Source organism: Natronobacterium texcoconense, from assembly GCF_900104065.1.
GTDB classification, from domain to species: Archaea; Halobacteriota; Halobacteria; order Halobacteriales; family Natrialbaceae; genus Natronobacterium; species Natronobacterium texcoconense.
Map to the genome: position 1 here is coordinate 873,138 of NZ_FNLC01000002.1, position 22,919 is coordinate 896,056.

General features: G+C 61.8%; 11 protein-coding genes. 4 read left to right on the forward strand and 7 right to left on the reverse strand.

The window, feature by feature from the left end:
- Positions 1-46: 46 nt before the first annotated feature.
- Together BLR35_RS11700 and glpK are read right to left on the reverse strand one after the other, a co-directional pair.
- The gene (locus BLR35_RS11700; protein WP_090381956.1) at positions 47-1,138 is read right to left on the reverse strand and encodes a DUF7973 family transport facilitator; all 1,092 of its coding nucleotides are present in this window, start codon (positions 1,136-1,138) and stop codon (positions 47-49) included.
- On the reverse strand, positions 1,135-2,676 hold the full coding sequence (gene glpK / locus BLR35_RS11705) for a glycerol kinase GlpK (protein ID WP_090381959.1): 1,542 nt from the start codon (positions 2,674-2,676) through the stop codon (positions 1,135-1,137). The genes BLR35_RS11700 and glpK overlap by 4 nt, the downstream gene beginning before the upstream one ends.
- 198 nt (positions 2,677-2,874) lie before the next feature.
- Between glpK and glpA the strand changes: the two genes are divergently transcribed.
- The 4 genes from glpA to BLR35_RS11725 all read left to right on the forward strand — a co-directional run bounded on the left by glpA (position 2,875) and on the right by BLR35_RS11725 (position 9,426).
- Positions 2,875-4,578, forward strand: coding sequence for an anaerobic glycerol-3-phosphate dehydrogenase subunit GlpA (gene glpA, locus BLR35_RS11710; protein ID WP_090381963.1), 1,704 nt, complete (start codon positions 2,875-2,877; stop codon positions 4,576-4,578).
- Positions 4,579-5,862: a glycerol-3-phosphate dehydrogenase subunit GlpB gene (glpB, locus tag BLR35_RS11715; RefSeq protein WP_090381965.1), complete on the forward strand. Its 1,284-nt coding sequence runs from the start codon at positions 4,579-4,581 to the stop codon at positions 5,860-5,862.
- Positions 5,859-7,259 carry an anaerobic glycerol-3-phosphate dehydrogenase subunit C gene (locus BLR35_RS11720; protein WP_244510233.1) on the forward strand — a complete coding sequence of 467 codons (1,401 nt, stop codon included), beginning with the start codon at positions 5,859-5,861 and terminating at the stop codon, positions 7,257-7,259. The genes glpB and BLR35_RS11720 overlap by 4 nt, the downstream gene beginning before the upstream one ends.
- Before the next feature lie 61 nt (positions 7,260-7,320).
- Positions 7,321-9,426 carry a hypothetical protein gene (locus tag BLR35_RS11725; protein ID WP_090381967.1) on the forward strand — a complete coding sequence of 702 codons (2,106 nt, stop codon included), beginning with the start codon at positions 7,321-7,323 and terminating at the stop codon, positions 9,424-9,426.
- Positions 9,427-9,452: 26 nt separating this feature from the next.
- Here the strand turns inward: BLR35_RS11725 and BLR35_RS21145 are convergent, their stop codons facing one another.
- From BLR35_RS21145 to BLR35_RS11750, 5 genes are all read right to left on the reverse strand, one after another.
- Positions 9,453-9,587, reverse strand: coding sequence for a DUF7503 family protein (locus tag BLR35_RS21145; protein WP_280139367.1), 135 nt, complete (start codon positions 9,585-9,587; stop codon positions 9,453-9,455).
- A gap of 419 nt (positions 9,588-10,006) precedes the next feature.
- Entirely contained in the window at positions 10,007-13,177 is a 3,171-nt protein-coding gene (locus tag BLR35_RS20700; protein WP_090381973.1) for a BGTF surface domain-containing protein, read from the reverse strand.
- Positions 13,178-13,625: 448 nt separating this feature from the next.
- A complete protein-coding gene (locus BLR35_RS11740; protein WP_090381975.1) occupies positions 13,626-16,358 on the reverse strand; it encodes a BGTF surface domain-containing protein in 2,733 nt (910 codons plus the stop codon).
- Between the two features lie 503 nt (positions 16,359-16,861).
- Positions 16,862-19,759 carry a BGTF surface domain-containing protein gene (locus tag BLR35_RS11745; protein WP_090381978.1) on the reverse strand — a complete coding sequence of 966 codons (2,898 nt, stop codon included), beginning with the start codon at positions 19,757-19,759 and terminating at the stop codon, positions 16,862-16,864.
- 458 nt (positions 19,760-20,217) lie between these two features.
- On the reverse strand, positions 20,218-22,581 hold the full coding sequence (locus tag BLR35_RS11750) for a BGTF surface domain-containing protein (RefSeq protein WP_244510235.1): 2,364 nt from the start codon (positions 22,579-22,581) through the stop codon (positions 20,218-20,220).
- Positions 22,582-22,919 lie beyond the last annotated feature (338 nt).

The window sequence follows — 22,919 nt, forward strand, 5'->3', positions numbered from 1 at the left end:
ACGACCGACGTCGATGGCAAAAATCGAAGCGGTCAGACGGCGACCCTTACGGCGTCGGGACCCAGACCACGTCGGGGAAGATGCCCGCGAAGTACATGAGCGCGACGAGGAACGTCCCGAAGACGATCGCCGCGGCGGGCGGGTCGACGTGGGTGTCGCCGTGGGCGTAGAAGACGCGCTGGAACAGCTCGCCGAACAGCGCGGAGACGAGACCGAAGACCAGCGCGACGATGAGCGCGCCGCTCTCACCGACTCCGGCGAGGACGGCGTCGCCCTCGGCCATCACGGCGAGCGCGGCCGTCCCGGCCGGCAGCGTGATGTGGTGGGTCACCGGCACTTTCTCGATACCGAGATTGAGGAACAGCAGCGACGCCGCGCTGATCCCGAACCCGAGGAACGCGCTTCCGGTCGCGATGGAGATCCAGCCGCCGAGGATTCCCACGAACGCACCGAGGGTGGCGACGTGGGTCCACTTGTATTGGTGGGGCAGCCACGGTTCGACGGCAAGCCGGCCGGCAGCCGCACCGCCAGCCTGCTGTTCGGGAGTGATGGCGTCGCCGCCTTCAGGGGTTGCCGGGGCCTCGGCCATCCGTTCGCCCCCGTCGGCCGTCGTCCGGCGCTCCTCGCGCTCGAACGGGCTCATGTCGAGGATATTGCTACCGCGGACTTTGCCGATGATGCTGTAGCCCAGGATGAGGCGGTGGAAGATCGCCGAGAGGACGACACCCATCGCGATGGGGTCGTACGGCATCCCCAGCCCGGCAGAGAGTTCCGTCAGCCAGTAGCCGAGAAGACCGAACGCAGCGCCGACCGCGAGGACGTCGGGCTTGGTGCCAAGCGCCTGCGCGATGTTCTTTGCCTGATGGTAATCGTGCTCGAAGTCGTCCATGTACCCCTGCTTGGCAGCGTAGGCCGTCGCGGCCACACCGCCAGCGAAGCTCACTGCTGGGGAGAACGCCGGACCGAAGGCGATCTCGTCGGTGATGAACCCGTCACCGCCGGCGAGTACGGACGCTTCGCCGGCGATCACCATGAACCCGGTGAAGACGAACGCCGGGAGCGGGCCGAGCGCCGCACCGAAGGCTCCGCCGGCGAGCGAGGCGATGATGGCCGCGAGATCCGTGAGCGCCTCGATCATTCGCCACCACCGTCGTTCGCCCAGTCACGCGATCGCTCGACCGCGTCCTGCCAGCGGCCGTACTTCGCGTCGACGTCGTCGTCCTGGTCGGGTTCGAACTCGCGGTCGACCTGCCAGTTGTTCCGCAGGCTGTCGACGTCGTCCCAGTAGCCGACCGCGAGCCCGGCCGCGTACGCAGACCCCAGCGCCGTCGTCTCGTCGACGATCGGCCGAACGATTTCCGAGCCGATGATGTCCGACTGAAGCTGACAGAGATAGTTGTTCTTGACCGCACCACCGTCGACTTTCAGGCTCGTCATCTCGATGCCCGAATCGGCCTCCATCGCCTCCGTGACGTCACGGGTCTGGTAGGCGATCGACTCGAGGGTCGCCCGCACGATGTGTTCTTTGCGGGTGCCGCGGGTCATGCCGACGATGGTGCCACGCGCGCGTTGATCCCAGTGGGGCGCTCCAAGGCCGGTAAAGGCGGGGACGACGTAGACGCCGTCGGTCGAGTCGACGCTGCGGGCCAGTTCCGCGGTTTCGGCGGGGTCGGCGATCAGGTCGACGTCCTCGAGCCACTCGATCGCCGCGCCGGTGACGAAGATCGATCCCTCGAGGGCGTACTGGACTGGCTCGCCCGATCGCTGGAAGCCGATCGTCGTCAGCAGGCCGTGGTCGCTCTCGACGGCTTCCTCGCCGGTGTTCATCAGGACGAACGACCCCGTCCCGTAGGTGTTCTTCGCGTCGCCAGCGTCGAAACAGGTCTGGCCGAACAGCGCCGCCTGCTGGTCGCCGAGTGCGCCCGCGACCGGAACTTCGGCCTCGAGGAAGCCATCGGGATCGGTCGACCCGTAGGTCGCGTCGTCGCTCGAGGGCCGCACCTCCGGGAGCATCTCGCGTGGGATCGAGAATTCCTCGAGCAGTTCGTCGTCCCACTCGCAGTCGTGGATGTCGTACAGCATCGTCCGCGAGGCGTTGGTGACTTCGGTGACGTGGTTACCCGTGAGGTTGTAGATCAGCCAGCTATCGATCGTCCCGAACAGCACGTCGCCCGACTCGGCCCGATCCCGGACGTCCGCTGGACGGGCCCGTTCCATCTTGATGGGGTCGCCTTCCTCTAGGAGCCACTCGGCTTTCGTTGCCGAGAAGTAGGCGTCGGGCTCGAGGCCCGTCTTCTCGCGGATCCAGTCGGCTTTGCCCTCGTCCTCGAGTTCTTCGATCCGGTCGGTGGTTCGTCGATCCTGCCAGACGATGGCGTTGTAAACCGGTTTGCCGGAGTCGGCGTCCCACAGGACCGTCGTCTCGCGCTGGTTGGTGACCCCGATGGCCGCGAGCTGGTCCGGCGAGATTCCGGCCTGCCCGAGCGCCTCCGTGACGACCGTCTTCGTGTTCTCCCAGATCTCTACGGGGTCGTGTTCGACCCAGCCGGGTTCCGGATAGATCTGTTCGTGGGTCTCGTAGGCGTTCGCAACGACCTGGCCCTCGTGGTCGAAGACGATGAATCGAGTTCCGGTCGTTCCCTGGTCGATTGCGCCGACGTACGTGCGTGCTGTCATGGATGATCACTGTGGCGTATCGCAGACCGTCACTAGCAGGGTCGCGAGCCAATAGTAATGGCTACAACTATCATTATAAATATTATCACTACGACAGTATTACAATGTAATTGGGTTGGGGTGTTCCCAGTATAGCTGGTAATAATTTAGTGTTGGCGACAAAGTAAAGGCCCGGGCAGTCGACCTTCCACCGAAGAAATGGCACGGGACACGGACGTCCTCGTTCTCGGCGGCGGATCGACTGGTTGTGGCATCGCTCGCGACCTGGCGATACGCGGCCTCGAGGTCACTCTCGTCGAACGAGGGAATTTGACCGACGGGACGACCGGCCGGATGCACGGCCTCCTCCACAGCGGCGGCCGGTACGCCGTCTCCGACCGGGCGAGCGCACGGGAGTGTATCGAGGAGAACAGAGTCCTGCGGGAGATAGCCGGCCACTGCGTCGAGGAGACGGGCGGCCTGTTCGTCAAACGGCCGGACGACTCGGACGCCTACTTTCAGGAGAAACTCGAGGGCTGTCGCGACTGTGGGATTCCAGCGACGGTGCTCTCAGGTCGGGAGGCCCGCGAGGTCGAGCCCTATCTCGCGGACGATATCGAACGTGCGATCGAGGTGCCCGACGGCGCGGTCGACCCGTTCCGTCTCTGCGTCGCAAACGCCGTCGACGCCGAACGCCACGGTGCCCGAATCGAGACCCACGCCGAGGTGATCGATCTCTTGCGGGAGGGCGACGACGTCTACGGCGTCGAAGTTCGCCACGAGTCGGGCCCCGGAAAGCGAACGCACGCGACGCCGGGGACGACCGAGGAGATCACCGCCGAGTACGTCGTCAACGCGACCGGCGCGTGGGCCGGACAGATCGGGGCGCTGGCCGACCTCGAGATCGAGGTCCGACCCTCGAAGGGCGTCATGACGATCATGAACGTCCGGCAGGTCGACACCGTGATCAACCACTGTCGGCCGAAAGGCGACGCCGACATCGTCGTTCCCCACGAGACGACCGCGATTCTGGGAACGACCGACGAGGAAGTCACGGACCCCGACGACTACCCCGAGGCACAGTGGGAGGTCGACGAGATGATCGACCAGTTATCGAAACTCGTCCCTATCCTCGAGGACGCACGCACGATCCGCTCGTTCTGGGGCGTGCGGCCGCTGTACGAACCGCCGGGGCGAGGGACACAGGATCCGACCGACATCACGCGGGACTTCTTCCTGCTGGACCACGCCGACCGCGACGGTGTCTCGGGCATCTCGAGCATCGTCGGCGGCAAGTTCACCACCTATCGGGCGATGGCCGAGGAGATCGCCGATCACGTCTGTGACAAACTCGGCGTCGACGCCCGATGTGTGACCGCCGAGAAGCCGCTTCCAGGAAGCGAGAACGGTGGGGTGCTCGAGGACGCGATGGCCGACTTCGGCCTGCGGTCGCCGATCGCCCGCCGGAGCAAACAGCGGCTGGGATCGCGCGCGAAGGAAGTGCTCGAGACCGACGAGCCGAATCCGGTGATCTGTGCCTGCGAGGGCGTCACGCGCGCGGAGATACAGGATGCGATCGAGGGGTCCGGATCGGATCTGAACGCCGTCCGCATCCGGACGCGGGCGTCGATGGGCAACTGCCAGGGTGGATTTTGCTCCCAGGAGATGGCCCACGAACTCCATCCCGAGTACGACGAGGAGACCGTCCGTGCGGCCCTGGACGAACTCTACCAGGAACGCTGGAAGGGCCAGCGCCACGCGCTCTGGGGCGAACAGCTCTCGCAGGCGATGCTGACCCACGCCCTGCACGCGACGACGATGAACCGCGACCGGGATCCCGCGGACGGCCGCGAGGAGATCGAGTACGCGGCGTTCGACGCGGGCCAGAAACGGGGACAGGCTCCTAGCCAGGAGGGACCCTGAATGGCGATCGAGGACGACGTGCTCGTCGTCGGCGGCGGACTCGCCGGAACGATGGCGGCGCTGTCGGCGGCAGAACGCGACGTCGACGTTCGACTCGTCACCCACAAGGAGAGTACGCTCCGACACGCCAGCGGCCTGATCGACGTGCTCGGGTACGCGCCGGACGGCGACGGTCCGATCGTCGATCCCTTCGAGGCGATTCCCGACCTGCCCGACGGCCACCCCTACGAACGGGTCGGCCTCGAGAACGTCCGCGAGGCCCTGTCGAGGTTCGACTCGATCGCAGGCGACGCCTACGCCGGCGGCCACACCGACAGGAACGCGCTGATGCCGACCCACGGCGGGACCGTCAAACCGACCGCGCGGTATCCCATCTCGAGCGCGGCAGCCCTGGCCAGCGACGACCGCGACGCCCTGCTGGTCGGCTTCGAGACGCTGCCGGCACTCGAGGCACCGCTGACCGCAGAACACCTCGAGGCCGCGGGCGTTCCCTTCGAGGCCCGTGGCGTCACGATCGGCTTCCCCGGCATTCGACGGGACGACGCGAAGGTGACGCGGTACGCACACCTGCTGGACCACGACGAACCGGTCGCGACGGGAAGCGGGGAGACCGGTGCGCGCGAGGCGCTGGTCGGTGCCGTCGAACCCCACCTCGACGGGGAAAAGCGGGTCGGCTTCCCCGCCGTGCTGGGGGACGATCAGACGGAGGAAGTACGCGCCGCGCTCGAGGACGCCCTCGGCGTCGACGTCTTCGAGGTCCCGATGGGGCCGCCCAGTCTCCCTGGGCTACGACTCGAGGACCTGCTGTACGACGCGCTCGAGGATGCTGGCGTGCAGGTCCGGTCGGGCGTTCCGGTCGTCGACTACGAGACGGACGGCAGGCGGATCGATCGGGTCGTCGTCGACCGCAACGGAGCCGAGATTCCGCATCGGGCGAGCCAGTACGTCCTCGCAACGGGCGGGCTGGTCGGCAAGGGAGTCGACTCGAGTCGCGAGCGGGTGTACGAACCGATCTTCGACTGTCACGTCCCGCACGCGGACGATCGGTACGAGTGGTTCGTCGACGACGCTTTCGGCGAGCATCCCTTTGCCCGGTTCGGGGTCGTTCCCGACCGCGACCTGCGGCCGCTCGATGCGGACGGCGAACCGGAGTTTCCGAACCTGCGGGCCGCCGGCGGCGTGCTGGGGGGCTACGACTACGCCGCCGAGAAGTCCGGTGCCGGCGTCTCGATCGCGACGGGATACGTCGCCGGGAAGCGGGCGGCAGAAGAGGTGGATCGATGACGAACCGACGAGACGCGAACGGATCCGGTGATTCGATGACCAACGAGAACGGCTCGACCGACAGGGAGACAGCACAGGACGACGAGCGAGGGGAGATCGCGACGGACGGCGCTGGCTCGGCGACGGACAGCGAGTTCGACCCCGTCGAGGTCTTCCCCGAGACCGAGGAGATGGACCTCCGGCCGGGTGCAGACGACTGTTACAAGTGTTCGACCTGCGACACCGCCTGCCCCGTCGCCGAAGTCGACGACGAGTTCCCCGGCCCAAAGTTCCAGGGACCCGAACAGTGGCGGCTCAAACGCCAGGACGACCATGATATCGACGAGTCCGTAATGAAGTGCTCGAACTGCATGCGCTGTGACGGCGCCTGCCCCTCGAGCGTCCCGCTTTCCCAGATGCACAACACGGCCCGCGGGGAGTACGTGGAGGAGAACATGAGCAAACTCTCCCGGGAATACCTGCGAAACCGGATGCTCGCGAACTACCGACGGCTCGCTCCGCTTGCCGCCACGTTCCCACGGACGTCGAACTTCGTGATGGGACTGGCTCCCGTCCGCTGGCTCGGTGAGAAGGTACTCGGCGTCACGAGCGAGCGGGAGTTTCCCGATTTCGCGACCGAGACGTTCCGGGAGTGGTGGCGGAAACGAGGCGGCGCGAAGGTCGAAAGCGACGAGAAACGGATCGCCTACTTCCACGGCTGCTACGCCAACTACAACACCCCAGAGGTCGCGAAGGCGCTGGTCCGGGTGTACGAACAGTTCGGCTACGAGGTCATGGTTCCCGAGCAGCGCTGTTCAGGGACGCCGATGTTCGCAAACGGCATGCTCGCGGACGCACGCCGGGCGGCCGAGACCAACGTCTCCGAACTCGCGGCCGCGATCGAAGACGGCGCGGACGTCGTCGCCTCCTGTAGCTCCTGTTCGATGTCGATCCGTCAGGAGTATCCCGAACTGTTCGACCTCGAAGGGGTCGAAGACGTCGCCGCGAATACGTGGGACGCCGTCGAATACCTGCAGGTTCACGAGGACCTGCTCGGCGAACTCGAGGGAACCAGCGTCGAGGCGTTCGACGACTTCGCCTACCACGCCCCCTGTCACGCCCGCAACCAGGGGCTTGCCGGCCAGACCCTCGAGGTGCTCGCACCGATCGACGGCGTCGAAGTGGAAGACGTCGGCGACTCCTGTTCGGGCATCTCGGGAACCTACGGCTGGAAAGAGGAGAACTACGAGACCTCCATGAAGATCGGCGCGGAGATGTTCGAGCACATGGAGTCGGCCGAGGCCGAGTCGGGGCTCACCGAGTGTCCGACCTGTTCGATGCAGATGGGCCACGGGACGGGCTACGAGATCACCCACACCCTCGAGGTGCTCGAGGCGGCGCTGGTCGGCGACCGGTAGTCGGCGTGCTCGAAGGTACCCTTTTAGTGATAGCGTCGAATACTCTCTGTACTTACGAGTAATGATCGAAATCGAGGCGACGACGGATCCACCGGGGCTCGAGGTGTACGATTCGATCGAGCAGCGCCGGCTTCGGTTCGAAACGGGAGCCGTCGCCACACCCCGGGACACGTCCACGGAGGAATTTCCGTTTCCCGTCGACACGACGTGTTCGATCGAGACGGACGAACTCGTTTTCGATCGGCCATACGCCATCACGCTCCACGACGGCGCGGGCGTCACCGAATCGAGCCTCGAGATCGGCGAAACCGCGTCGCTCGACGACCGTCACCAGTTCGTCGGCGTAAGCGGTCCGATCAAACTCTACGTTCGAGCCGAAGGACCCGGACGGGTCGAACGGCGACTGCGGTCGTTTCGGATCGCTTTCGACCGGGAGACGACGCTCGTTCTCGGTGCCAGATCGTTACACGATCGACCGGCAGGGACGATCACGACGTCGCCGGACCTCGAGTCCATGCTGACCGCGATTTCGGCGTCGGCCTCCGCACTGAAGACGACCTCGCCGGAGCGAACCTGGCCGACCCTGCGAGGCCACCCGCCGCTGATCGAACTCGGGGACCGACTCGAGATCCCCGCGGCTATCGAACAGGAGCGGCCCGACCCCGGCGTCACCCTGACGATTCCACCCAACTACGCGGCGCTGTTTGCCGCTGCGCCGCTTGCGTACTTCCTCGGAGCCGACCTCCGGACCGGCGACGAACCAGCGCTCGCAACCGACCGGTTCGACCACCCGTTACCGACGGGAACGGCCTTCGAAGATGCGGTGGCACAGCTCCTCAAGCAGTGTTTCTTCCTCGACTGTCTCGCCCGGACGGAAGGCATCTTCCAGTCTACGCTCCACGAACGGGTTGCACTCGAGGACGACCTTCCCTTCGAGTTCGCGTCGCTCTACGACGCACCGTTAGCCGAACGACTGAATCGATACCTCGAGGTTCCCTACGAACGGATCGAACCGTACGTCCCACGGTGGCCGCTGACGGCCCACGTCCCGGCCGACCCGGACAGCGTCGAGATCGTCCCGTTCGTCACGCACGAACTCGGCGTGATTCGTGCGGCCCGGAGAACCGAGATCGACGGCGTCGACAAGACGTCGGCTCCCTCGACGGCAGAAGCCGCCGACTCACAGCTCGTCCGGTCGGCGAGTCGATCACAGCGTCTCGATCGGTCGCCAACCCGCGGCCCGGCGGGGACGACACTGATCGAACCGGACGTCACCACCGAGTCGGTCGAACACGCCTGGTTCGGGGACGCGATTCCCTACGGCGCGTCGAAAGCGACCGTCGAAGCCTACCGAAACCAGCTGGATCGCGGAACGCGAAAGGAATCGATCGACATCCTGCTCGTCTGTAACGACGCGCGAATGATCGACGAACACGACCTGCTCGACGACGCCTACGACGGACACGAGCAGGTGCCGTTCGACGTCGACTCCGAGTTCGGCGTCGACACCGACCGGCTCGCGACGCTTTTGACCGACGGCGGCTACGACTTCTTCCACTACATCGGTCACGCAACCGAAGACGGGCTTCACTGTTCGGACGGCAAACTCGACATCCGACGTCTCGAGTCGGTCGACGTCAGCGTTTTCTTCCTGAACGCCTGTCGCTCCTACGAACAGGGGCTGGCGTTGACCCGCAAGGGTGCCTACGGCGGCGTAAGCACCTACGCCGACGTCGAAAACGAGCGAGCCGTCGAAGCCGGCGAAACGATGGCACAACTGCTCAACTGCGGGTTCCCGCTCCGGGGCGCACTCGAGATCGCTCGCGAGAACGCCGCGATCGGCGACCAGTATCTGATCATCGGCGACGGCTCGACCGACATCGCCCAATCGGACGGCGGTGCGCCGATTCTGGTCGACCTCGAGAGCCGCGAGGACGGGTTCGCGGTTGCGGTCCAGTCGTACTCGACCAAAGAGTACAAACTCGGAACGACGACCGAATCGACGCTGCCGACGGTGTCGGACCGACACCTCGGGCCAGCACACACGTCGTTTGTCGGGGTCGATCGGGCGTCCCTCCAGGAGTATCTCGTCTGGAACGATCCGCCGGTGCGACTGGACGGGGAGCTACAGTGGTTCCACGGGATCGGCTCGACGCCGCTGGACTGAACTGCAAGAAGGATCCGCGAGCTGTTTTACGGGCCGACCTGCGACGCACTCGAGGCTGCAGCCGTTCCTGCCTGACTCAGGAGGACGAACAGGGTAAACAGCGCGCCGATCATTCGTGGATGCTGTGCGAGGTAATTCGTCATGGTGTCTGTGTCGGACATCACAAGCCAATAGTTATTGCCATTAGATTTATATTTATCTTAAATATACGTACAGTAGAAGTGGAAAGAAAAACCCATGATCGATTGTCATGAGTTGGAAGGCTGGTTCCCGACAGCGAGACACCACCGATACGACGGGCCGCGTTTAGCCACGATAGTAGCCACTGCAAGTCAATGCACACCTGATCGCACGACAGCTGTGCGATCAGTGTGTAAATAGTTGCAGTTGTTACTATAGAATTGATTCGCAACGAAACCTGCTCCCGGCTGTCGCGGTCAGATATAGTGACTCTCGAGGACCAGACAACTCACGCCATTTCTACCGTCGTCCTCGAGATCGGAGCGGTGCAGCTACCGGGTGTAGCGTCCGTCGAAGAAAAGCGAAATACGGCGGGAACGAAACCGGTGGGTTCAGTTAGTTAGTCCTGTCGCCGCAGCGCCAGCATCGCGGTTGCGAGCAAGGCGACGACAGCGACAGCGACTTCGAAGCCGGGCGTTCCGTCTTCGTCGTCGTCATCGTCCACCGGTTCCGGGTCGGACTCCTCTTTTTCTTCTTTTTCGCCGACGGTCAGGATGCCGCTTCTGGTGTCGAAACCGGCAATGACGACCCAGTCGACGTCGCCTTCAGTCGACGTGTCGAAGTCGAAGCTCTCGCTCCAGGTATCACCGGTCTCGAGGACGACAGTCGTGTCTTCGACGTCCTCGTCGTCGATCGTGACCGTCACGTCGACGTCGTCGGCGGCACTGTCGTCGTTGCTGACGGTCACGTCGAGGGTGGCAGCCTCGCCTGGTTCGACGTCGTCGGGTGCGGTTGCCTCGAGGTCGATCGGAGAGCTGGGAACACCAACGAGGACGGCGTCGACGTCGTCCTCGAGCAGAGCGTGGTCATCGCCGTCGAATGGAGCCCGGTCGTCGTGATACGCCTCCAGTTCGAAGGCAATGCCGGGCTCGTACTCGCTGAAGTCGTACTCGACGGTGAAGGTGCCGTCGTCGGCGACGACGGCGCTCGCCGAGTCGGTGAAGTTACCGGGCGACTCGGCGGTAGATTCGACGGCGCTGCCGGGCGCGACGTTGGTCGTCCCGATCACGTCGGCGTCCGCAGCGTTCGGGATTTCGTCGTTGGTGGGATAGAGGTCGAACTCGGGGTCGACGATTTCGAACTCGGTCTCGATCTCGATCGTCTCCTCGGCGTCGGCGGCAAAGATACTCTCCTCGGTGGCTTCGAACGTGAGATCGTAACTCCCGACGTCGAGGTCGGCACCATCGTAGTCGACGTGAGCGACGAGGTCGCCGTCGTACTGTGCGAGATCGGTAACCGTCGCGTTCGCGTCGAGACGATCCTCGGCACCGGGGTAAGTGGACCAGGTGGTCGCGGCGACGTTCGGACCGGGATCTCGCTCCTCGACAGTGATATTCATCCCCGAGGTGGTGAGCATCTCGCCGATGCCGTCGCCGTAGTCGTGGGCGGAGACGTCACCGGACATCCCGTAGTCTTCGAGAATCAACACGAGTTCGTCGCCGTGAGCGACCGTCGAACTGGCCGTGCGCTCGGCGTCGTCGTAGTCCTCGTAGTCGCCGAAATCGGTGCCCGCCGGTGCAATCTCGAAGTCTACGCCCGAGACCGGTTCGGGCTCCTGGACGGTGAAAAACGCCGTGTCGGTCTCTTCGTCTGTCTCGACGCGCTCCAGGGCAGCCGAATCGTTGTAGTCGGTCCCGGCGACCATCTCGTAGTCGTGAGCACCGAGGACGACGTCGTCTCGGTCGCTGAAGGCAGCGTCCGTGAACGTGTCGTCAGTCAGTTCGCCACCGGACGTCTCGGGAATCCGCCAGGCGTCGCCGCTGGCATTTGCCGCACTCGTGTCGAACTGGAGCGTAACCTCGTCGACGTCGTGGCTGTCGACGGTAAACTCGGCAGCAGCCCGGAAGTTGTCCTCCTCGTAGTCGCCAATGTGGACAGCACCAGCCTGTGTGTGCTCGAGTTCGATCGGGATCTCGATCACATCCCCGCGTTGGCCTTCGGCGTCGCCAGCAAAGTCGACGGACGCGTCGTCGTCGACGACTTCGATCGTGGCGTTGTCCCACGCGTGAGAGTCCGTGGTGTCGAACTCGAACTCGTACTCGCCGGGTTCGACGTCGTCGAAGCTCACGTCGAACGTCGACGTATCGTCGCTGGCGTCGACGTGCTCGAGCGTCAGGACGTCGTCCGTGTGGGCGTCGGCATCGCCGGCGTACGCGTTCTCGTCGTGGCCGACGAACATCCCGTAGAGGTCGTCACCGTCGAACTCCTCGCTGGTGACGTTTACGTGCTGGTGGTCGCGGTCGGAGTCGATCGAGAGTTCCGCTTCACCACCTTCGATAACGGTGTTGGTCGTGAAGTCGACGTCGAGGTCTTCCTCGTCGGTCCAGAACTCCACCTGGTCGAAACTATCGGCGATGTTCGGGCTGTCCCCCGTATCGAAGTGGTACACCTCACCGGGTTCCAGATCGGACGTGTCGAACGTTGCCGTGCCATCGTCCCGAACCCGAATCGCCGTTTCGACGTCGCCGAACTCCGCGTTCCGAGGTCCGGGACGAACCACGAGACTGCTGTGATCGTCGAGGACGCCACCGGTGAGCGTGACCTCCTGTCCGCTCCAGACCGTGTCGACGTCGTCCGGCTCCCAAGTCGGCCCCGCCTCGTGGTATTCGTGACCGACACTGCCGGGATCGACGACCGGAATGATACCCCGTATATCCAGCACGAGATCGGCGTTCGCCCCGTCTCCGTAGGCATCAATATCGACGATCTCACCCGGTTCGTCGACGGTGCTGAACGTCAGGGGTTCGTCCCAGTCGTCCCACTCGTCGTCGACGACGATTCCGTCCTGCTCGTAATGCTCGCTGGTTTCGGCACCGTCACCACCGATATCGACGCCGAGATCGAGTTCCACCTCACCGTCTCGGAGGTGATTGACCGCCAGGTCGAACTCGGCATCGTCTCGATCAGCTTCGAACTCCAGCGAAGCAGGGTCGAAGACGACGTCCGCGGCGTACATGGCGTATTCGGAGTCCGCTACACCGTCGTCTTCTTCAGCATCGTGGACGTGCCTGTCGTATTCGGAGGCCACCACGACGTCGTCCTCGCCAGCCACCTGAACGTCGACCTCGTGTGCGATGTCACCCGCCTCGACGGGCTCGAACTCGAGTTCGGCCGGCTCTTCGTCCTCGAGATCACCCTCGTCCGAGGCAGTCCACGCCTGGCCCTCGTCGAGCTCGAGTTCGCCACCCGCGAAGGTCTCTTCGAAAGTGACGCCCGGATCGACTGCACCCGTATCACCGTCTGCGACGTAGACGTCGATTCGCTCTATCGTGACGTCGTCCTCGGTTGCAACGACGGTAACGTCGAAGTCGTCGACGGTTTCTCCAATCGCGAGGTAGCCGTACTCGTTAGTTACTTCGGGATAGTCAATCGTAATCTCGACCGGTTCCTCCCCCTCGTCTGCCGCCGCGGACCCCGCAAACAGAGCGGACATCGCGACGACAGAGACGATCATGATCGCTGCCAGGAACGCTGCACGTCCCTTTTCGCGACGTGATAGTTCGCCTGTCATGTACTGTGATTCGGTCGCGTCGGTTGGCCTGCGGTCGATGCCTCAGAAAACGGTGAGTTTGCCCCGTTCACGTGCGTCGCTCGACAGCACGGCCTCCCGAATAGCGGTGTCTCTATCAAGTCATCTATATGTAATAAATTTTCTCGCCAGTGGCTAGAACCAGACGCTACCGACACGAGATAACACGACGTAGAGCAATCTGTCGAAACGACCTCGAGCGCGGTAGCTCGAGGGTGTTCCCGGTTTCTTCAGCCACGTCGTAGCACTCTCTGTGCCGTTGAAACGAAATCTCGAAAATACGCGTCTATACTCACTCTGTCGTCCTACGAGAGTACTGATTCGACGGCTACCAGCTACTCGGACGAGAGTGCTGCAGCTACGGGGTGTAACGTGCGTCGAAAGAAAAGCGAAATGCGGCGGAAACTGAACGCGGTGTTCAGTTAGTTAGTTAGTCCTGTCGGCGCAGCGCCAGCATCGCGGCTGCGAGCAGGGCGACGACAGCGACAGCGACTCCGAAGCCGGGCGTTCCGTCTTCGTCGTCGTCATCGTCATCGTCGTCGTCCGTGGTGTCGTCGTCATCGTCGTCGACGACTTCCTCTTCTTCAGCGACGGTCAGGGTGCCGCTGTCGGAGTTGTCTCCGGCAGTGACGTCCCAGTTGATGTCGCCTTCCTCGGCGGTGTCGAAGTCGAAGCTCTCGCTCCACTCCTCACCAGCGTCGAGGGTGACCGTGGTGTCCTCGACGTCCTCACCGTCGATCGTAACGGTGATGTCGACGTCGTCACCGGAGCCACCGTCGTTGCTGACGGTCACGTCGAGCGCGGCAGCGTCGCCAGGCTCGACTTCACCGGGTGCGTCAGCGTTGAGGTTGATCAGCGGGTCCTCAGCGTCAACGAGGACGGCGTCCATGTCGTCCTGAGCGTCGCCGCGCGTGGTGTAGGCATTTTCGTCGGCTTCAGCGTCCAGTTCGAACGGCGTGCCGGCCTCGTACTCGCTGAAGTCGTAGACGGCCGTGAAGGTACCGTCGTTCTGGACGACAGCGTCTGCGGCGGCGGTGAAGTTACCGGGCGAGTTCGCACCGGTGTCGACGTCGTTACCGGGTGCGATGTTGGTCATGCCGGTCACTTCAGCCGAGTCGCTGTTGGGGATCTCGGCGTTGTTCGGGTGGAGATCGAGTTCGGGCTCCTCGAGTTCGAAGCTCGTCTCGAACTCGATCGTGTCATCGGCATCGTCGACGAAGATGCTGTTTTCGTTCGCCTCGAAGATGAGCTCGTACTCACCGTACTCGAGGTCGGTGGCATCGTAATCGATAACGAGCACGAGGTCTCCGTCGTACTCGTTGAAGTCGCTAATCACGGTGGACGTCACGAGTTGACCGTCGTAATCGTCGAGGGTCCCATAATCGTCGTGGGTCGTCCAGACCTGCGGTGCGACGTTCGGACCGGGGTCCTGTTCCTCGAGCGTGATGTTCATACCGGCGTGCTCGAAGACGTCGTGGGCATCGCTGGCCCCGTCGACGGCACCGGACATGCCGAAGTCCTCGAGCGTCAGGATGAGTTCGTCTCCATCGGCGACGATGTCACCGGACGAGAGGAGGTCGTCCTCCTGCGCCTCGGCCAGGTCGTCGGCGTTGTTGAAGTTAGTGTCGGCCGGCGCTCGCTCGAGCACGACGTCCGAGATCGTCTCGGGTTCGGTCACGGAGAGGAACGTCGTGTCAGTTTCCGAGTCTTCCGCGACGGCGTTGGCTCCGTCGTCGTGCTCGGTACCGGCGGTCATCTCGTAGTCGTAGACACCGAGCACGAGGTTGTCTTCAGCTTCTGGGTCGTCGACCCAGCCGACGTCAGCCTGGTCGTCTACCAGCGTAAGGTCGTACTCGTCTTCGTACTCTTCAGGAACGTTCCATGGGTCCGCTGGATCGTTCGTGTCGAACAGGATCACGATCTCGTCTGCGTTCGGCGTATCGAGACTGAATCCAGTAGATGCCTGATAGTTCTCCTCGTCGATATCGCCGACCTGAATCGCACCCTCTTCGGTGTGTTCGGGCTCGAGGACGATTTCGATCATGTCACCGCGCTCGCCAACGGGGTCTTCGGCGAAGTTGACAGCGGTGTCTTCGTCGGTGACTTCGATCGTCGCGTTGTCCCACGCGAGCGAGTCAGTGGTTTCGAACTCGAACTCGTAGACACCCGGGTCGACGTCTTCGAACTCGATTTCGAACTCGGCACCGTCTGCAACGTCCGTAAGCGTCAGGATTTCGTTATCGCTGTCGACCAGCTGGTCCGTTCCAGTCTCGCCGTAGTCGATGTAGTCATCGAGGTCGCCAGCGTCGAAGTCCTCGCTGGTGATGTTGAGGTGCTGGTAGTCGCGGTCGCTGTTGACTTCGATCTCAGTGCCGTCGTCCTGTGGGACGGTGTTGACACTGAAGTCGACGTCGAGTTCTTCCTCAGCGGTCCAGAACTCCTCACCGTCGAAGTGGGAGCCATCAGCGTCGAAGTGGTACGCTTCGCCCGTTTCGAGGTCGGACGTGTCGAACACGGCAGTCCCGTCAGTTGCTTCGATCGACGTCTCGTGGTCGGGGTTGTCGAGCGACTCGGGGCCTTCGTAGAGAATGACGGCACTCACGGTGTCGCCAAAGGCAGCGTCCTCGAGCGTGATTTCCTGCCCGATGTAGACGGTACTGACGTCATTTTCGTCTTCCCAGGTTGGGCCATCGTCACTGTAGAGGTGGCCGACTCCGGATTCTTCCTCGCCGGATTCAGGCTCTTCGACGGTGACAGTCTGTACACCCGACTCCCAGGTGCTGCCTTCACCGTCGTCAAGGGCGACCGACCACTCGATCGTGTCGCTGTCAGTCATTCCGGAGGCGTCGAACTCGACGTTCCACGTCTCGGAGTCTTCGTGGTCAATCGTCACCGATTCATCGACCGAAGTAGCTCCGTCGACAGTGATCGTGACGTCAACTTCGTCTGCAGGGTCTACTTCCTCGTTCGATACCGTAATCGTACGGTCCTCAGTTGCGTCTTCATCGATGGTATCGTCATCGATGTCAACGGAGTAGTTACTCTGATCGTATGCCACCGCACTGCCCGCGAACGCTGCGGACATCGCGACGACAGAGACGATCATAATCGCTGCCAGGAACACTGCACGTCCCTTTTCGCGATATGATGGTTCGTTTTGCATGTATATTGTCTCGTAATTTCGTCTTCGTTGGTTGGTCTGGATTCGATTCATCGGGAGGCGGCCATTATCGGCGTTTACGACGTGTCTCACCGACCAGCTCGGCCTTCCGGGTAGGGGTACTGTGAGAGATGAAAGTAATGAGTAATAAGCTTTCCGTTTAACAGGTCAGAATTTGTGGTTGTTCTAATGGCATATTACTGGATTATAGTGGCCTATTACCTTGATAGAGAATAGACATAATAGTCTAACGGTTGTTTGGGGTGGCTGGAGACAGTCAAGAACTATTCTCGAGAGGACTCGATCAAAAGAGTTCACACCAACGGTGTTCGACGGCCGATACCGATCGTCGACCATCTACGCCCGCTTCTCGGTTCGGTTCGTACGGCCGAGCACGGCCATCCGGATACCGGTCACCAAAATCAGTGCTGCAGCTACGGGGTGTAACGTGCGTCGAAAGAAAAGCGAAATGCGGCGGAAACTGAACGCAGTGTTCAGTCAGTTAGTTAGTCCTGTCGGCGCAGCGCCAGCATCGCGGCTGCGAGCAGGGCGACGACGGCGACAGCGACTCCGAAGCCGGGCGTTCCGTCTTCGTCGTCGTCAGTTTCGTCGTCGTCAGTTTCGTCGTCGTCATCGTCGACGACTTCCTCTTCTTCGGCGACGGTCAGGGTGCCGCTGTCGGAGTTGTCTCCGGCAGTGACGTCCCAGTTGATGTCGCCTTCCTCGGCGGTGTCGAAGTCGAAGCTCTCGCTCCAGGTGTCTCCGTCAGCGTCGAGGGTGACGGTCGTGTCCTCTTCGTCCTCACCGTCGATCGTGACGGTGATGTCGACGTCGTCGGACGCGCCGCCGTCGTTGCTAACGGTCACGTCGAGCGCGGCAGCGTCGCCAGGCTCGACTTCACCGGGTGCGTCAGCGTTGAGACTGATCAGCGGGTCGCCAGCGTCGACAAGGATGGAGTCCATGTCGTCGCCGTTGTCGCCTTCGTGGTCGTCGTAGGCGTTTTCGTCGGTTTCAGCTTCGATTTCGAACGGCGTGCCAGCGTCGTACTCGCTGAAGTCGTAGACAGCCGTGAAGGTGCCGTCATCCTGGACGACAGCGTCTGCGGCGTCCGTGAAGTTACCAGGCGAGTTCGCGTCGGTGTCGATGTCGTTACCGGGCGCGACGTTGGTGATGCCAGTCACTTCGGCACTATCGGAGTTTGGCACTTCATCGTTCTCGGGGAGCAGGTCAACTTCAGGCTCCTCGAGCTCGAAGTTCGTTTCGAATTCGATGGCGTCCTCGTCGTCGTCGACGAAGATGCTGTCGTCAGTTGCCTCGAAGGTGAGATCGTATTCACCGTAGTCGAGACCGCTGGTTTCGCTGCTGCGGTCGCCGGGCATGTCGTAGTCGTCGTAATCGATCACGAGCACGAGGTCGTCATCGTATTCCTCGATGTCGCTGATGACGTTGGACAGTTCGATGCCCTCGACGTCACCTTCGTCTGCGCTGGCTTCGTAATCGTCGAGGTTTTCAACGCCCTCGTAGGTCGTCCACCATGCTGCGTCCTGGTTCGGACCAGGGTCTTCTTCTTCGATGGTGATGTTAATGCCGGCGGTGTCCTCGAAGACATCTTCGCTGTCGGCGGAGCCTTCGATGAGACCGGACATGCCGAAGTCTTCGAGGGTCAGGACGAGTTCGTCACCGTAGGCGGCTTCCGTACCGTCCGTCAGGAGGTCGTCCTCGTAGGCTTCCTCGAGGTCCTCGGCGTCGTCGAAGCCGGTGTCGTGCGGCGCACGTTCGAGCACCATGTCCGAGATCGTTTCGGGCTCGGTCACGGAGAGGAACGTGGTGTCGGTTTCGTGTTCGCTGTCGACGGCACCAACGTACCCATCAGGGGTATCGTCAGCATCTTCTTCGTACTCGGTGCCGGCGGTCATCTCGTAGTCGTAGATACCGAGGACGTAGTTATCGTCGTCCTCTTCCCAGCCGACGAAGGTGTCGTCTTCGGGGTCGTTCTCGATTGTGAGGTCGTACTCGTCTTGGTACTCCTCAGGTTTGGTCCACGGGTCGTGTGGATCGTTCGTGTCGAACAGGAGTCCGATTTCGTCGGCGTCAGGGGTGTCGATGTCGAACTCGACGGTCGACTGGTAGTTCTCTTCGTCGTAGTCACCAACCTGAACCACACCTGTTTCGGTGTGGTCGGGTTCGATCACGATCTCGACCATGTCACCCTGCTGGCCGATCGGGTCCTCACCGAAGTGGACAGCGGTGTCCTCGTCGGTGACTTCGATCGTGGCGTTGTCCCATGCGAGCGAGTCGGTGCTCTCGAATTCGAATTCGTAGACGTCAGGTTCGACGTCTTCGAATTCGAGTTCGAGTGCGTCACCATCGTCGACACCCTCGAGCGTCAGGGCGTCGTCATCGTAGGCCTCAACGTTGGTGAAGTCACCTTCGTCGATGACGTACTCTTCGAGATCGTCACCATCGAAGTCTTCGCTGGTGACGTTGACGAACATGTCGTCACGGTCGGTCGCGAACTCGATGTCGGCGTCGTCATCCTGTGGGACGGTGTTGACGCCGAAGTCAACAGCGAGGTCTTCCTCGGCAGTCCAGAACTCATCGCCGTGGAAGTCGTACGTGTCTTCGTCCTCGTCTACGTGGAAGTGGTACGCTTCGCCTGGCTCGAGTTCGTCAGTTTCGAACGTACCGTATGGGTGGGGATGGTCATCATCTTCCTGAATTTCGATCGATGCTTCGTGGGTGCGGTCGTCTCCAGAGAGGCTTGCCGGCCCTTCGTAGAGGATGACAGCACTCACGTCATCATTGTCAGGTCCTTCGTCATCTGCGAACTCTTCGGACATGATGGTGATTTCCTGTCCGATGTACGCGTTGTCGCCAGCTTCATCGATCCAGACCGGTCCAGCATCGTCGTATGCCTGCTCTTCGTCGAATGCGTCAGGGTCTTCGACGGTGACAGTTTCGGAGTCAGTGTCGAAGTCAGACCCATCGTCACCGGCGGTTTCCCAAAGTTCGACGTCGATGTTGACGTCACCTGGAGAGTCCTCGTCGATGACGTCAGTGTAGGTGATCGAGTCGTCACCTTCCGCAGCGAGGGCGACTTCTGCCGCGCCAGAGCCGTCGTACTCTACTCCGTCGTCTGCCTCGACGGTTTCACCGCCGATCTCGATATGCGCGTAGACATCGTGCGCGGCGTCTTCAGTGTTATCGATTTCTACCGTAACAGTACCTTGGTCATCGACATCAACCGTCGCCGGCGCGTCGATATCGTCAATTACAACGTTTCCGTCTGGCGTCGCTGCCGCGCTGCCCGCAAATGCTGCGGACATCGCAACGACAGAGACGATCATAATCGCTGCCAGGAACACTGCACGTCCCTTTTCGCGATATGAAGGTTCGCTTGTCATGTGTTGTGTATGTGTTGTGTTTTCGTTCGCTTAGGTTGGTTATCGCGCGATCAGATCGGAAGCGACCGTTATCGGCACGACCTGCACATCGTCGCGTCCCGACACAGCCTTCCGGGTAGGGGTGTTCGATGCAAGATACTACCCCGTAATAAGCTTTCTGTCTGATAGGTCAGAGAAAAGGACGGTTTCAATGTACGTTTTCTCTCGCGTAATTAGTCGTTACGAGCCTCTATGAGACATAGTACGCCGAATATAGACTGAAAACAGATACGTCAGAACCGTAGCGGTTTTTGGTATCACGCCACAAACAAATAGCAGTGCTATCGGTCTCGAACTCGAGTTCTCAGAACACAACGATCGATTACGACAACCGGTGCCGTCGCTACCGGGGACAACGAGCGTCGAAAGAAAAGCGAAATGCGGCGGAAACTGAACGCGGTGTTCAGTTAGTTAGTTAGTTAGTCCTGTCGGCGCAGCGCCAGCATCGCGGCTGCGAGCAGGGCGACGACAGCGACAGCGACACCGAAGCCGGGCGTTCCGTCTTCGTCACCGTCATCGTCGTCGTCATCGTCTTCCGGTTCCGGTTCCGGTTCCGGCTCTTCCTCTTCTTCGGCGACGGTCAGGGTACCGCTGTCGGATTCGTCTCCGGCAGTGACGTCCCAGTCGATGTCGCCTTCCTCGGCGGTGTCGAAGTCGAAGCTCTCGCTCCAGGTGTCACCGGCGTCGAGGGTGATCGTCTCGTCCGTGAGCTCCTCACCGTCGAGCGTGACGACGACATCGACGTCGTCGGCAGCACCGCCGTCGTTGCTGACGGTCACGTCGAGCGCAGCGTCCTCACCGGGCTCGACTTCATCAGGTGCGTCAGCGTTGAGGTTGATCAGCGGGTCCTCGGCATCGACGAGAACGGAACTCATGTCGTCCTCGAGGTCACCTGCGAACTCACCGAACTCCGAACTGTCGTCGTGCTCGGCCTCGAGGTCGAACTCGATACCAGCTTCGTAGTCGCTGAAGTCGTAGACGGCCGTGAAGGTACGGTCGTCGTCGACGACTGCGTCAGCACCGTCGGTGAAGTTACCAGCGGAGGACGCACCCGTGCTGATATCGCTACCAGGCGCGACGGTAGTCGTACCGATCACTTCAGCCTCGTCGCTGTTCGGAATCTCATCGTTGTCGGGGTGGAGGTCGAGTTCGGGTTCGACGACTTCGAAGCTAGATTCGATTTCGATCTCTTCGTCCTCGTCGTCCGCGAACATGCTGTCCTCGCTGATCTCGAGCGTCAGGTCGTAGCCACCGACGTCGAACTCGTCGGCCTCGGTGTAGTCGAGGGTCGCGACGAGGTCGCCGTCGTAGTACTCGAGGTCGGTGTAGACGGCGCTCACGTCGATCGCCTCGTCACCCTCGGCTGCAGTCGACCAGACCTTCGGATCGACGTTCGGACCAGGGTCTTGCTCTTCGACGGTGATCTCCATACCCGCTTCTTCGAGCATCTCGCCGACGTCGTCGGTGGTCATGCCGTCGACGGCACCGGAGAGACCGAAGTCCTCGATGGTGACCACGAGCTCGTCGTGGTAGGCGACTTCGGACGAAGACGTCATGTACGCCTCGTCGTACTCGTCGTAGTCGCCGAGGTCGGTCCCGGCCGGAGCGATCTCGAAGTCGACGTTACTGACCGGTTCCGGTTCGAAGACGCTGAAGAACGACGTGTCGGTCTCGGAGTCTTCCTCGACACCTGCGTGCGTTTCAGCGTCGCCTTCGTCGTACGACGTACCGGCGATAATCTCGTAGTCGTGGACGCCAAGCGGCTCACCCTCTTCGAAGTTGATGGCCGTGTAGCCCTCGAGGATCTCGGCGTCGTATTCGTCTGCGTCGTCGGGGTGGACGGACCAGGAGTCCTCGCCGTCGTTCGGCGCGTACGTGTCGAACCGCAGCGTGATCTCGTCTGCGCTGTAGTCGTCGACGTCGAAGTGGGCGGCAGCCTGGAAGTTGTCCTCGTCGAAGTCACCAATCTGGACGGCACCGGTCTGGACGTGCTCGAGGTCGAGCGTGATGTCGATCACGTCACCGCGCTCGCCACCGATGTCGTCGGCGAAGTCGACGGATGCGTCGTCGTCGACAACCTCGATCGTGGCGTTGTCCCACGCGAGCGAGTCAGTCGTCTCGAACTCGAACTCGTAGTCACCGGGTTCGATGTCGTCGAAGTCAACCTCGATGTCTTCGCCCGCCGAGACGTTCTCGAGCGTCAGGACGTCGTCAGTGTAGTCGTTCTGCCACTCGTCCGTGTAGTTGAACAGATCGTCGAGTTCGCCACCGTCGAACTCCTCACTGGTGACGTTGAGGTGCTGGACGTCGCGCTCGGAGTCGAACTCCAGGTCGACGGTGTCGTCCTGAGTGACGGTGTTGACCTCGAACTCGACGTCGAGTTCTTCTTCAGCCGTCCAGAACTCCTTCTCGTCGAACTCCGAGTCGCCAGCGACGAAGTGGTACGCTTCGCCCGGCTCGAGGTCGGCAGTTTCGAACTCGCCCCAGTGTCGGTCCTCTTCCTGATCGTGGTGGATCTGGATCGAGGCTGCTCGCTCCGGATCGTCGAGCGAGGCGGGGCCTTCGTACAGGATGACGGAGCTTTCACTGGCGAGGCTCTCGTCTTCGATCGTGATTTCCTGGCCGATGTAGACGGTCTCGACGTCACCGTCCGTCCACGTTGGGCCAGCAGCGTCGTATGCTTGGTCGAGCGTTTCTCCTTCGGGGTCCTCTGCCACCGCGGTGCCCGCAAACGCTGCGGACATCGCGAAGACAGAGACGATCATGATCGCTGCAAGGAACACTGCACGTCCCTTTTCGCGATATGATGGGTCGCTTGTCATGTATTGTTGTATTTCGTTCGCGTTGATCGGTTAACGGGCGATTCACTGGAGGGGACCGTTATCGGCACGTCCGACGCCTTCTCGCTAGCCAACTCGGCCTTTCGGGCAGGGGTGTTCGGAGAATATAATCATCCCATAATAAGCTTTCTGTTCAGAAGGTGCTTCTGAGAGTCTAATTAATAGTATATTGTTCGAAATATCCTCTATGGAGTCCTGTAATCCAGAATACTATATTGAAAGTGAATGGCCAAAATATATAAATGAAATAACCTTCTTGAAAAGGCAATCATTGGATGCTA